The sequence below is a fragment of the Mesorhizobium sp. RCAM 06353 genome (assembly GCF_059683585.1).
This window is the reverse complement of sequence record NZ_CM185031.1, coordinates 6,942,195-6,954,341: the sequence shown is the minus strand read 5'-3', so window position 1 is coordinate 6,954,341 and position 12,147 is coordinate 6,942,195. Positions and strand designations below refer to the sequence as shown.

Annotated in this window: 12 protein-coding genes and 1 pseudogene; 7 read left to right on the top strand and 6 right to left on the bottom strand. The window is 58.8% G+C overall.

Going from position 1 to position 12,147, the window contains the following annotated elements; translation table 11 throughout:
* Positions 1–114 precede the first annotated feature (114 nt).
* Positions 115–1,455 (bottom strand): IS1380 family transposase, encoded by a 1,341-nt coding sequence (locus AC56QX_RS33630; protein ID WP_497112851.1) that lies wholly within the window; start codon positions 1,453–1,455, stop codon positions 115–117.
* A gap of 1,171 nt (positions 1,456–2,626) precedes the next feature.
* Positions 2,627–2,785, bottom strand: a complete 159-nt coding sequence (locus tag AC56QX_RS33625) for a hypothetical protein (RefSeq protein WP_497112850.1) — start codon at positions 2,783–2,785, stop codon at positions 2,627–2,629.
* Positions 2,786–2,845: 60 nt separating this feature from the next.
* Between AC56QX_RS33625 and AC56QX_RS33620 the strand changes: the two genes are divergently transcribed.
* Positions 2,846–3,391 carry a DUF982 domain-containing protein gene (locus AC56QX_RS33620; protein WP_497118033.1) on the top strand — a complete coding sequence of 182 codons (546 nt, stop codon included), beginning with the start codon at positions 2,846–2,848 and terminating at the stop codon, positions 3,389–3,391.
* Between the two features lie 380 nt (positions 3,392–3,771).
* Here the strand turns inward: AC56QX_RS33620 and AC56QX_RS33615 are convergent, their stop codons facing one another.
* Positions 3,772–4,002 carry a hypothetical protein gene (locus tag AC56QX_RS33615; protein WP_183447994.1) on the bottom strand — a complete coding sequence of 77 codons (231 nt, stop codon included), beginning with the start codon at positions 4,000–4,002 and terminating at the stop codon, positions 3,772–3,774.
* A gap of 629 nt (positions 4,003–4,631) precedes the next feature.
* Here AC56QX_RS33615 and AC56QX_RS33610 point away from each other — a divergent pair.
* Entirely contained in the window at positions 4,632–5,012 is a 381-nt protein-coding gene (locus AC56QX_RS33610; protein WP_497112849.1) for a hypothetical protein, read from the top strand.
* 275 nt (positions 5,013–5,287) lie between these two features.
* On the opposite strand, the pseudogene AC56QX_RS33605 reads toward AC56QX_RS33610, so the two are convergent.
* The 3 genes and pseudogenes from AC56QX_RS33605 to AC56QX_RS33595 all read right to left on the bottom strand — a co-directional run.
* Positions 5,288–5,923 (bottom strand): annotated as a pseudogene (locus AC56QX_RS33605) (transposase); the annotation flags it as partial.
* Between the two features lie 83 nt (positions 5,924–6,006).
* Complete coding sequence (locus tag AC56QX_RS33600) at positions 6,007–6,816, bottom strand: transglutaminase-like domain-containing protein (protein WP_497112848.1); 810 nt, start codon at positions 6,814–6,816, stop codon at positions 6,007–6,009.
* A gap of 92 nt (positions 6,817–6,908) precedes the next feature.
* Entirely contained in the window at positions 6,909–7,781 is an 873-nt protein-coding gene (locus tag AC56QX_RS33595; protein ID WP_497118032.1) for a transglutaminase family protein, read from the bottom strand.
* 371 nt (positions 7,782–8,152) lie between these two features.
* Here AC56QX_RS33595 and AC56QX_RS33590 point away from each other — a divergent pair, with 371 nt between their 5' ends.
* The 5 genes from AC56QX_RS33590 to AC56QX_RS33570 all read left to right on the top strand — a co-directional run bounded on the left by AC56QX_RS33590 (position 8,153) and on the right by AC56QX_RS33570 (position 12,099).
* Complete coding sequence (locus tag AC56QX_RS33590) at positions 8,153–8,338, top strand: hypothetical protein (protein WP_183448000.1); 186 nt, start codon at positions 8,153–8,155, stop codon at positions 8,336–8,338.
* 506 nt (positions 8,339–8,844) lie between these two features.
* Positions 8,845–9,933 carry a L,D-transpeptidase family protein gene (locus AC56QX_RS33585; protein ID WP_497112847.1) on the top strand — a complete coding sequence of 363 codons (1,089 nt, stop codon included), beginning with the start codon at positions 8,845–8,847 and terminating at the stop codon, positions 9,931–9,933.
* Between the two features lie 760 nt (positions 9,934–10,693).
* Entirely contained in the window at positions 10,694–10,882 is a 189-nt protein-coding gene (locus AC56QX_RS33580; RefSeq protein ID WP_183448002.1) for a hypothetical protein, read from the top strand.
* 281 nt (positions 10,883–11,163) lie between these two features.
* The gene (locus AC56QX_RS33575; protein WP_497112846.1) at positions 11,164–11,391 is read left to right on the top strand and encodes a hypothetical protein; all 228 of its coding nucleotides are present in this window, start codon (positions 11,164–11,166) and stop codon (positions 11,389–11,391) included.
* Positions 11,392–11,751: 360 nt separating this feature from the next.
* Positions 11,752–12,099, top strand: a complete 348-nt coding sequence (locus tag AC56QX_RS33570) for a response regulator (protein WP_497118031.1) — start codon at positions 11,752–11,754, stop codon at positions 12,097–12,099.
* The last annotated feature ends 48 nt before the right edge of the window (positions 12,100–12,147 follow it).

The following is a 12,147-nucleotide window of genomic DNA, read 5'->3' as shown; positions in this document are numbered from 1 at the left end:
GTGGGTGCATTTTGACAAGCCTGGGCGGGCGGCGGCGGTGATCCGTCGTGATGGCAGGCGGGGTTTGCAGGTTGCGGTCGGCGGGTTCGTTTCGGGGCGTCTGCGCCCCTGCGGTTATGTCGCGAGCCGCGGGATGCGGTCGAGGACGATGCGCAGAATACGCTGGTCGGGGCAGGATGTCGGCAGGTGCAGGCGGATTTGCGTTTTGATCTCGACCACCCGCGCGGCGATTTTGATGAGGCGCAATCGCAGCGTGTCGAATTGGGCGACGGCAAAGCTCGAGCGTTTCGGCATCGCAGCGCGCAGGCCCCACATTAGCCAGTAGGCGCCGGCATGCAGGAAGAGCCGGAACTGGTTGGCCGTCGCTCTTGTGCAGGATGTGCGGTCGGCGGCAAGATGCGTCTTCCAGGACTTGATGTGGTTCTCGGCTGCGCCGCGCCGGCAGTAGAGGTCCTCGTAGAGCGCCTTGGCCTTGCCACTGGTCAGATTGGTGACGATGAAGCGGGTGTCGGCTCCTTTGGCGCCGACCTCGACGCGGGCGATGATGCGCTCGACGCGGCTCCAACTGGCGGCGCCGTCAAAGAACTCCTTGAAGCGGCGGACCTTGTTCGATTTCGCCGACGCTTCAAAGCGCGCCGTCGTGCGGGCTTCCAGGTCCGCGACATGCTCGCGCAGCGTCGTGGTCGGCGCTACGCCGAGGATGAAGTCTACACCGTTGGCGCGGCACCAGTCGATGACCTGCGGACCGCAGTAGTGGCTGTCGGCCCGGATCAGGATCCGTGTGTTCGGCCAATTGCTCCGGATCGCCCGCACGAGGCGGCGCAGGTGGGGGCAGATCTCAGCCCCGCGCGGCCGCCTGGCCGGTCGCAGGATCGCGCTGACGAACCGGCCCGCACCGTCGAACACTACGATCGGCTGGAAGCCGTATTCGTCGTAATGCGCGTTGAACAGGCGCAATTGCTGGCCGCCATGTACGGCGTCAAACGTGTCGTCGATGTCGAGCACAATCCGCTTCGGCACCTGCCGGAAGGAAGCGCAATAGAGGTCGACCATCGCCCGCCCCATGGCGACCAGCTCCCGCACGCCGGGCAGGTTCTCCAGCCGGCACAGCGTCGATTGCGAGGCCAGATCCCGACCCGACGGCAGCGCATCCTGGGCCATCTTGAAGACCGGATCGGAGCGCAGCCGGTTGGCGTCGTTGCCATCCTCATAGCCGGCGGCGATCATCTTCATGCGAAAGCCGATCATGTCCGCCAGGCTGTGGACCACCTGGTCCGGGCAGCGCGGATCATCGATGCAACGCGCCAGACGGTCGGCCACCCGCAGTCGTTTTTCCACCTCGGCCAGCACCAGAACGCCACAGTTGGAGGACAACATGCCGCCGTCGAAACGGGCGACGACGGACTTGCCGCCCACTGATGACAAACCGCTCAGCGGCAGGGTAAGATCATTCATGGCGGGTGTGGTCTCCGGGAAATGATTCGGATCGGCCTTAGCAACCAAATCCTACGTCATTTCAACGGCTTGCGCCACATCCGCCAACCCGCCGTGAATTTTTCGGGCTAGCTTGGCGGATTCTCACGCGCAGTAAGACTACGGCGCCGAGCGCGGTTATCAGGGTTGAGGCGACACGGTTGCCTCATTGCAGGATTCCAAGAAGCATGAGCGCTTGCTGCCGATCTCTCATCGTACGCACAATGGGCGCGCTTTGTCCCCCCACAATGGCCGGGGCATAGCCCGGCGTGCCAAATCCTGTGTCATCCTCGATAAGCAGGCCGGGCCATCTAAGAATTCGGAACATTGCTGGTTGCTAAAGGTTGATGCGAGCGGTAGGCGGTGCCCTCCATTGCCTGCCGAAGATCGGGCCTCCGATCGGCCCGCGCTCTCCCACAGAGGCGCGGGCTTTCACGATTTCTGTAATTGGTAAAAACCGTACAAAAACTCCACTTGAAAGACCGAAAAAATCGGTCTTATAAATCCCGGAATTTTTCCTGTCCTGGCGCGAGGCATTGCGATGGACGGCACAGTCCAAAACACCCAAAACTAAACGGTTGAAGTGAACGAAGCCTGCGGCGAAAGGTTTGTCCGCGTGGTCGAGGCAAAGCGGGCGAGGAAGACCCGCGCCTGCATCTCAACTAGGTCACGCGGCTATAGAACGCTTCGTTCACCTTGAGTACGGGATGCGTTCTTCCCTAGTGGAATGTCTTTAAACGGAACCTAATAAAAGCCGCGCGCTTTATCCACTCATGAGCACACGCGGCACCAACTTCCTTCACAAGTGGCTTCCGGCAACGTCGCCGAAACGGTCGGCGCCGACATCTATCTCAGTTGCCGAGTTCACTCAAAATCTATTCGCCGACCCCAAATGATCGGGATAAGCAGCGTCGAGATCTAGGAGGAGACCGGCTTGTCTACGAGTCTATCCCCGACGCGATCGTGCATCACGATGCCGGCTTGGCTGACTAAAGCCATGCCCTGCAACCCATGACCAGCCTCGGGGTCGCGTTCTGTTTCGTCGGCATCGTGGTGGCACTGGCGTGATATGGTGGATGGAGTTGTATTGGATCAGCCGCTTCACACCCTCACCACGCTTTCAGCCGACCATCAGGAGCATCACCCCCAAAGGCTACTTCTTGGTGATGTTGCCGTTGTTCAGGTCAAAGGCCTCGGTGCCGCGCGTCTGGGCATAAAAATCGTCCTGCAGTGCTCCCCATTCTCCGAGGTAGCCACCGCACTTCCTGCAGTGAATCGGCGTGTGCTCTTCAGCACCCGCGGGAATGTCCATCTGGATCGTCCCGCACGCCTTACAATCCAGTTTGTGGTCGAGCCGCTTGTTATCCATTGGATGTGTTTAGCGACCGCCCGGCGACCCGTCTACATGCCTATTGACGCATGGTCCGATGTGCTTTTCTCGCGGCGACCGGAACGAAAACAGTGCTCCGCCGTTCGCTCCTCGAATTGCAAGGGGGTACCTATGCACGACCCGTTTTTTGCAGTTCCAATCATGGTTGAAACGGAAAAGGTGGGGGAGTTTCGCACCTTGAGCAGCGTCTCCGAGGTCGCCATTTTCATGATGGAATGCTGGCCGGAATCGCACGGGCGAAGATATCGGGCTGCACTTCAGGCCTGCACGGGCCCTCTGGGTACAGCCGAAGATGTTGAGAATGCTCGGCGCGCCTTTCTGACGGCTGCCAAGGAAGCTGGGCTGAATGTGAAGGCTGTTCGGTACAGGACGATGCTCCATTGCCCCGCTCACTTGAGCAGCCCAAGTCGTCCTACATCGCCGATCAGAAACGACGCGACCGCGGGGATAGGGAGGAGCAGGAGGATTTTCTCGTCCGGTTCCTCGCGCGGGAAACAGGCATCACCGAGGCGCAGGCCCGTGGACTGATCAAAGTGATTGGCACGGATCGAGCATCATTGCTGCGAGAGGCCAGAATATTGAAGGAGCGGTAGTCATGCGAAGGCGCGGCGCCTCCATCAGGACGTCAGTATGGCATTCCAGTTCTAAGAAAGAGGAACGCCTTGCCGCCCCGTAAGCGAACATACCGTCTACAGATCATGCTCAATGCCGAGGAACTCGCCGTCTTGGACGCTTGGCGGTTTGAGAGAAGAATGTCGAGCCGATCTGGCGCGGTGCGGGAGTTGCTTCGGCTCGGTCAGTCGGCGACCGGATATGATGGACTGCAAGGGGCGCGATCCGTCGATTTCGGAATTCTCGATCCACCGCACCGAACCTCCTAAAACACCTGCTGGAAACGACGGCCTTGGCTAAGAAGGATTGGCTGCAGATGTCCCGCTCCAGTCCTTCACAGCGCCATCCAAGGCCATTCTGATGTCGTCCGGACTATCGATCCCGCCGCTAAAAAGAGCGATCAGGCGCCGCGCCAGATGCTCCCGTGCTGGGTGGGAGCCTTCGATCCCGGCCTGCTCGCAATAGTCGTCCAAAATCCTGGTGAGTGTTGCCAACTGTATTTCGTCAGCCGTTCCGCGAATGGTCATCTCGCATACTCCCTCAGAGGGCGAAAGCGTGATCGACTCTTTCAAGCGCTCGTTGCCGTTAAAGACCGAGCGACGGCCCAACTGTACGCTTCCGACATTCGGGTAGCGAGTCAAATCCGCAGGTACCGATGCAAAGTAAATGATCTGCAGCCCTATAGTTAATGGACGTGAACTTGTTTAAGTGCTTAAACAAGTTTGTCATCAGCCATTGTACGGGCGCTGGTGCTTGAGAGAGCATAACATTCTCCCGCCCCAGCGGGAGCTATGCAGTGACAATCAGCCAGCCAAACATATTTCGGGGATCCCGATCGCGAACAGGGACGGCACGATCTCAGTCCTTGCTACGCTGCCTCAAATGGCCGACGCCTTGGCGAACGACTGGCCATCCGATGGCCCAATGTTTCTAGCCGCGCTTGCTGCCTTGGTGGGGGAACGGGTGGGACGTTGCAGCAAAAGGGACGTACACCGAGCCTTCATAGCTGCGGCAATTGAAGCTGAATGTCTTCCCGACAGCTACATGAAGAACTGAGCGCGAAATGCCTCTCACGCTCCGAACGACACTTTGCGAGACGAGAGATGCGCTACACGTGCTGCGAAGGGCCTTGTTTGTCCGCGGGCATACCGCGGCAATGGAAGAGATCGATTCCCTCATCGGCGTTGCCCAAGATAAGGCGGTCCAGGCAATCGGCGCCATTGATCGGGCAGCGTTTCGAAAACCTATCCTCGTGGTGGTGGCAAATCCGGCGGACCCGACCGCTATTGTCCTGCCGATCGCTCAGCCCGTGAACCTTGGCGAACTTCGCGATCAAGGCATGGGCCTCAGCGTATATTGCGGCAATCCCCGATGCGGTCATCTACGCTCGCTCGATCTCGATGGTCTAATCGAGACCTACGGAACGCACTACGATTTCAACACCGAAAGGCGGTTGGCATCGAAGCTTGTCTGCAAACGCTGCCAGAATGTTGGAGGGAGGCTGGTCGTGGTTTCCGATAAAAGGCCGCGATATTAACATCGATGGTCAGCTAGCACGCCGGTGTCGTTCCGGCACAATGCATGCGCTTGGCGACCGCGAGCCGCCGCTGGTAAGCTTGCCGTATCTTCACGCTAATCCCTGTTGGAGCTGTGTTGTCGGAAAGGTTTCGGTGCGTGATTGGCGATGTCGAACGGCGGGCGTCATTTAGACATGAGCGCTCTGTTTAACATTCCTGCTAGCCATTTGAGATCACCATATCCAAGCGGCTCAAGCACCGCAGTTACAGGCAACTGACAAAGACGTCGCGCACGCCCGGCGGCCTTAGGGGCGGGCAGGTTGTCCATGACGACTACGTCGCCCTCCGTCAATGTCGGGACCAGCACCTGCTCGACATAGGCCAGGAACACGTTGAGCCGTCGTAGATGAAGGGCCCAGTCATGCCGTCAGCCGCAGCGCCCCGGTGAAGGTCGTGGTCTTCCAGTGGCCATGCGGCACGCAGGCCCGGCAGCGCTCGCCGCGCGGCGTTCTTCCACGCAGGCGGGCCATCTTTGTGAAGAGGCCGGTCTCATCGATGAACACGAGTTTCGCCGGATCCTGCTCCAGTGCGTGCGCGGACTCCTTTTTTTGAATGTCCAGCCGTGGCCGAAGCTAGGCGCTCAAGGTGCTGCGGCTGATCCGCACCGACTGCTCGGCGACGAGCCCCTCCGCCATCTCGTTCAGCGTGATGTCCTTGCGCTCCTCGATCACTCGACGATGAAGTTCATGCGCATCGAGGCTGGCGCGGCGGCGCCGCGGCGTGGCGCCAGTTCGCCGATCTTCGCCCGCGCAATCCAGCGGATCGCGCTGGACACCCCCACGCCGAACCGCGCCGCTTGCCGCGCCGACATGCCCTCGTCCGATGCCTTCAAGACCCGCAACCGAAGACCCACGCTCAATGCTCTTCCCATCGTCACTCCATCGAGGTGGATGTTGGATCAAGCACAAAACGCAGCCGTCACATCACAATCGATTCATCGATCAAGGACGTGCTCTAGGTGTCCACCTCTTCAGCAATAACTTCGAAGTGGGTCAGGCTCGACGACCCAAAGCTGGTCGAGAGGGCAACGTCAGTCGCGTCGCGGCCCGTCGCCATCAGGATTCTTCCGATGCGAGGGTGGTTGTGCCGAGCGTCGAAGGTGAACCAATGACCACCGAGATAGGCTTGGAACCAAGCGCTGAAATCCATTGGATCTGGCACGGGGGGAATTCCGATATCCCCGAGATAGCCGGTACAATAGCGCGCGGGAATGTTCATGCAGCGGCACAGTGTAATCGCCAGATGGGCAAAGTCACGGCAAACACCGGTTCGATCGATGAAGCCCCCATGGGCGGTGCGCAGCGCGTCGGCGTTCTGGTAGTTGAACGCTATGTGGTTGTGAACGAAATCGCAGATCGCCTGGACGCGAGGCCATCCAGGCCTTGTATTGCCAAAAGTCGCCCAGGCGAAATCCCCAAGGCGATCGGTATCGCAGTATCGGCTTCCTAGAAGAAAAGTTAGCACTTCATCCGGCAGGTCTTTTATATCGTGTTGTATGGCCTCGGGGGCGACGACGTCCGGTTTGCCACTGTCGTAGATTTCAAAGGTGGTTGAAATCCTAGTCAGTCCAGCAGGAGCCTCGATCCTCGTGCAGGCATTGCCGAAACTGTCGATGTAGCCCCTCGCTTCGATCGGCCGATCAAAACCGATCACCTGTTCCGTCAGAAGGTCGACCCGACGTGACGGGTGGATTTCCAGGACCAGCAGCATCGGCGTTGGCTTCGGACACTCGTAGGTCAGATTGTACCCTGCGCGTATCCGCATCGTCGCTCCAATGGTCTTGTTTGAGGAGACGACCAAACTCCGCTTTGACCAATCGGTTCCACGAAAATCAACGGGTGAGGATCTAGTCTGCTCTATTCCTTGGTAACTTTCACCTCGACGTCCATGCCCAGAAAACTCGAAGCACTTCCCGAATAGCTGCCGGAAAGTGGGATCGCCTGCCGTGGGTGTCGAGCGACTGCCACCCTGATCAGTTCACGATTACCGACAATGCCATTGGTCGGATCAAACTCGACCCAACCGGCTCCAGGCAAATAGACCTGGCACCAGGCGTGGGTCGATCCTCCCCCTCGTACCTCCAACTTGTCTCGGGTTGGGACGTAGATATATCCGGTCACGAAACGCGCAGCGAAACCAAGCGATCGAACAGCTTCCATCATAAAGAGTGCGAAGTCACGGCATGTGCCTCGCCGCAGATGTAGCGTGACAAGAGGGGGTTGCGTCCCGGGTTCCGTTCGACGGGAATACACAAAGCTTTCGTGGATGGCATAGCAGAGTGTCATCAACAGTGTGCCCGTCTCTGTCTGGCCACCGGCGCTCAAGAATTGTCGTGCCCATTTTCCAATCTCGTCGCCTTCATCGGGATGATGACGCACGATGGTTTGGGAAAGGTCGGCTGCCTCGTCAGATTCGTAGGAGAACGGATAGCTGAGTGCCGCTTCGTCGATGCGAAAATCGGGGGCGTGCTGAGGCGTATGATCAAGCCGAATGGCTGTTTCGAAGTGCAGTGTTTTAGCCGCCCCCTTGAAATCGAGCACCGCAACGCAGTTTCCAAAAACGTCGTGGATCCACCGGAGCTCTTTCGGCTCGGGATCAATGGACATGGCGTGGTCTAGAAGTCTCTGGTCGAAGCTGTCGCGCGGTCTGAATATCAGCCGGTGTTCGCCAAACCTTACAGGTCGGCTGTAACGATAGACAGTCGAGTGCCTCACTGAAAAAATTGGCATGACGTCGTTTAATGCCTTCTGCATACACACACCGGTTTCTCCGGGACGATCGAATGGCCTCGGGCGCGGAGAGACTCAACGCCTGACTAAACAAATCAAAGCGGCCAAAAACCGGTCGCTAGTCGGACAATGTCGCTACTGCCGGGCTTCCTACAATGTCGATGCCGGAGGCGGCAGGGCATCAAGACCCACGCGAGATCGGGATAGGCGCTGCCTCAAACCTGCTCACCTCTCGGTTCGAACTTTCCCGCCGAGATACGTCTGATCTATGGATTTGAAATATCCTGCCCAAGGCGTAATGTCCCGCCGGTCTCTTTCGACCGGTTGCGAGCGCGCGAAGAAAACTAAGGCAGAGAAGGACGCCGAAACGTTTGGCTTACACTGTGATTTGGTACGGCAAGCAAGGCATCGTCGAGAAAGCGTCGTTCGAGACCGAGAAAGCTGCACGGGATAACGCGCTGGCGACCTTTTCCGCTCGAAACATAGGCGGTATCGTAGCGGTCGAGGTTCGCAAGGACGACGGCACGGTTGTATTCAGCCAAGCTGGCAGCAACTAATCGTCCGCATCTTGTCAGGCTTAGAATGAGATTTTCCGTCCCCATCCCTGCTCCTTTGGCAAAAGCCCTCAACGGGCTAAGACGCAGCACGGCGCCGGCATCAGGCACTGAACGCCAACCTATCGAGACCTGGGGCTTAGCAGACCTTTGCCCTGGCCTGTAGACCAACGACGTATTGCTTCTGTACCGTCGACAATTCCGCTGCGCCTTACAGTCGGGGTCTCCCAGCTTGATCCACGACCGGTACCGTGATGTTGATCATCTCGCGTCCGAGCTTCGGTAATCCGGGTTCGCGCGCAAGGAACGGATCAGAGTCTTCTGGCTCCTCCCGGTCGGATCGCATGCTTTCTGAACGACGTCGGAACCCAGGGGCGTCACGGCGCTAACCCCCCCTCGCAGGTCTGCAGGCACAGTGAGGTTCAAGTGGACGTCGATGTTAAGAGATCAGTAACCAATCCGGAAGAATGTCGCTTGCGGCCTCTTTTCGCTGCCAGGAGACACTCCACATGCGTCGCGGCCTCGGCCTACTTGTACTCACCTTCAGCACGGCGCTTGGCACTGGCACGGCAACGTTGGTCATCTCACCAGCTCACGCCGCGTCATTGCTTACCCCCGATACCGTCAACGAAGCGCCCCTCGACGCAATTTCGCCGACGTATGCGCCCCGGGATTCGAAGATCGATCCGCTGACCACCGGTAGCACGTTCAATGTCGGTGCCGCCGCCCCTTCTACGGAATTCACCACGGCCGCCGTGAGCGACACGCCCTCACCGTCCATTGTCCGCCTGCAGGTATTGCTGGACAGGGCAGGGGCGTCGCCAGGAGTAATTGACGGTCTTGATGGGGGCAACCTGCGGCACGCCATCGCAGCCTTTGAATTGATGCGTGGCCTTCCGGTCGACGGAAAGATCGGGCCCCAGGTCATCGCCGCCATAGACGGGGACAAGCAGGTGATCGGCAGCTACGTCGTCACGGCGGACGATCTTTCCACGGTAGTGGGTGCCATTCCGAAGGACTACGCCAAAATGGCCGAGATGAAGTATCTCGGCTACGCTCGTCCAAGCGAGGCCCTGGCCGAGCGCTTCCACATGGACGAGGATTTTCTGAAGGCACTCAATCCGGGGGCGACCTTCGCCGAGGGCGAAACGATCTCCGTGCCCGATCTCGGCCCGGGCAAGCGCGGGAAAGCCGTCAGGCTCGAAGTGGACAAGGCCGAAGGCCAGGTTCGCGCCTACACGGAAGACGGGTCCCTTCTGGCGGCCTATCCTGCCACCATTGGCAGCGAGGAAAACCCATCGCCATCCGGAACACATACGGTCAGGGGGGTAGTTTCGAACCCGACCTATACCTACAATCCCAAGCTCAATTTCAAACAGGGCAACAACGACAAGGTCCTGACCCTTCCGCCCGGCCCCAATGGCCCCGTCGGCACGGTGTGGATCGACCTGTCTGAACCGAGCTTCGGTATCCACGGGACCTCCGAGCCCGCCCGTATCGACAAGACCGGGTCCCATGGCTGTGTACGCTTGACCAATTGGGATGCTGGAGAGCTTGGCAAGCTTCTCAGACCCGGCGTGCCGGTCCAGTTCCTCTGAGCGGCGAGGAGAATCCGGGCGTAGACCTCGACTATCAGCCCGATGTCGAGGAGCAGGCCCCCGAAACTGCGCTGGCGCCCGAATGATCGAGTCGAAGTCCAGTTCAATGGTACCGAGACGAAGCCAGAATTGCATTACGGCTGAACCTTGGATTCAACTTCACCACGCAGTCCGGGCCTCGCGCGACGATAGCGGGCAGTCTCCTACCGACATTATGACCAGGGTCGGCGTCGAAATCCGCGCGTCGCCGCCTTGCACCGCCGAATAAGCCGGAGATCTCGTCGCACGCTGTACACTTAAATCGCGGGGCGTTTGCGGAACAAGCATTACGAAGGAGCGTTGCCCGCACGCCACCCACCATCATGAAAGGACCGGTGCAATGCTGAAGGAACTACCTCGCAGGCGAGACGGCGCCCCCTCATGTGGGGTGCGGCGATTGCCAGTGCTTTCTTTGTCGTCCTGATAGGCTTGTTCGTTTTAGGCGTGCTCCAGTCGCAAGGTGGGGCGGAAGCCGAAAGATGTTGTTGGACCCTACGCTCGGCTTTCCGGCTGATCCTCTATTTGATTGGAACTTGATGGGCACCCGTGGGTTACGTCATGAAGAGGAGACATCGCCGTGAAATTGCTGCACCTTGCCCCCATCGCTATTCTTGCCTGCGCCCTGGCTCTGTCCGCTTGCGCTAATACCGTCCGAGGCGTCGGTAGGGACGTCAAATCGACGGCCAACGCAGTTGACGACACCGTCACAAAACCCTGATCGATGCAGCGGACCGTCACGGTTATCGAGAAGGCAACTGGTCGGGTGATCGGCGCACTGCCAATCGATCTTGCAGGCCAAGTTCACCAATCCTCGGATGATGAGTATTTCGCGAAGGCGTTCGAAGCTGCAGTCGACAGCGGCCTCATCAATGAGGCTGATGCGCGTTTGCTTGAATTCCGGCTCGAATAGGTAGGCCCCACCCAGGTCAGGGATAACTTAAGCAACCCGTCTGCACCGGACTGTCAATTCTTGCCGCGCCGCCTGCGTGGCGTTACGAAGTCACCTATTTCGGCGGAAACTCTGTGCGGGTGTGAATGATCTCTCTCGTCTGCGCGGCTGCATTGGCTACGGAACAAAACGTATGGTGCGTAGTTAAATATTAGTGGAGGCTAATGTGATGCTGCTGGCGTTGGGCAACGCCTGAGACCGAGGCACTGTCGTCCAGGAATGCCGACGCGGAAATTCTTGGAGTGCTCGACCTCAGCAACAAAACGGAGGCCAAATTCCCCATCGCCCGCCTCGGAGAGGCAATCCAGTTCGTCGCAAATGCCTCAGTGCTCGGATATGATGTCCGCGCGGCGATGGTCTTCTATGGGGAATCAGGCACACCAAGCCTTAGGTTGATTGACTGCGAGCGGTTATGGGCCAAGTACGGCGCTGCCCTGCTCGAGCCAGAGACCTCGGCCTGTGGAAGCTGAGGATAAAAGGTCGGGCCGGTAACCGTCGAACTCGCATGCTACGCCGTCTTGGCGCAAATCGATGCAGTGCTGGGGCCGCCGATCGGCTCACTTTTAGATCAATGTTTTGCTCGGGTCGAAGGGGAATTGACCGCGTTGACAGCGACAACCAATAAAAAGCCCGCCTAGGTCAGGCGGGTTTCGGACGCGAAGCATCACGTTATCCCAAATCCCTTGCCCGTCGACGCTAATAGGCCGCGAACTTCGGCTCTTGGCGTAAATGCTTGTATTGCAAGTTTTTGTGGAGCGATCTGGGCACAAGAGAGTTGTGGACCACCAGCATCATTTTGGCAGGAGGGTCCATTGGCGCCTAGCATCTGCGTGTTGGTTGTCGAGGACGAGCCGCTAATCCGCATGGACATCGTGGATTTCCTGCTCTGCGAGGGTTTCGAGGTATTGGAAGCTGCCAATGCCGATGAGGCAATCGACTTGCTCGAAGCCAATGCCCAGATCCAAATCATGTTCACCGACATCGACATGCCGGGGAGCATGGATGGCATAAAGCTCGCCGCTGCTGTTCGCGCCCGCTGGCCACCCGTCAGAATTGTAGCGACCTCAGGCCATCGTGCGGTGTCGGTCACGGACCTTCCGAAAGGCAGCCTGTTCTATGCCAAGCCGTATGACAACGCAGCCATAGCGGGAAGTTTACGCGACCTGGTCTCAACTTGACATGGCCAGCCAGCCAGTTCTTCCTCCTCCTCCTCCATGGCGTGGGTA

Coding starts and splice junctions, on each gene's coding strand:
- AC56QX_RS33585 (WP_497112847.1), top strand. CDS start 8,845: ATGCGTCGCGGCCTCGGCCTACTTGTACTCACCTTCAGCACGGCGCTT.
- AC56QX_RS33615 (WP_183447994.1), bottom strand. CDS start 4,002: ATGACCATTCGCGGAACGGCTGACGAAATACAGTTGGCAACACTCACC.
- AC56QX_RS33630 (WP_497112851.1), bottom strand. CDS start 1,455: ATGAATGATCTTACCCTGCCGCTGAGCGGTTTGTCATCAGTGGGCGGC.
- AC56QX_RS33620 (WP_497118033.1), top strand. CDS start 2,846: ATGTGTTTAGCGACCGCCCGGCGACCCGTCTACATGCCTATTGACGCA.
- AC56QX_RS33580 (WP_183448002.1), top strand. CDS start 10,694: ATGCAGCGGACCGTCACGGTTATCGAGAAGGCAACTGGTCGGGTGATC.
- AC56QX_RS33600 (WP_497112848.1), bottom strand. CDS start 6,816: ATGCGGATACGCGCAGGGTACAATCTGACCTACGAGTGTCCGAAGCCA.
- AC56QX_RS33610 (WP_497112849.1), top strand. CDS start 4,632: ATGGAAGAGATCGATTCCCTCATCGGCGTTGCCCAAGATAAGGCGGTC.
- AC56QX_RS33595 (WP_497118032.1), bottom strand. CDS start 7,781: ATGCCAATTTTTTCAGTGAGGCACTCGACTGTCTATCGTTACAGCCGA.
- AC56QX_RS33625 (WP_497112850.1), bottom strand. CDS start 2,785: ATGGACATTCCCGCGGGTGCTGAAGAGCACACGCCGATTCACTGCAGG.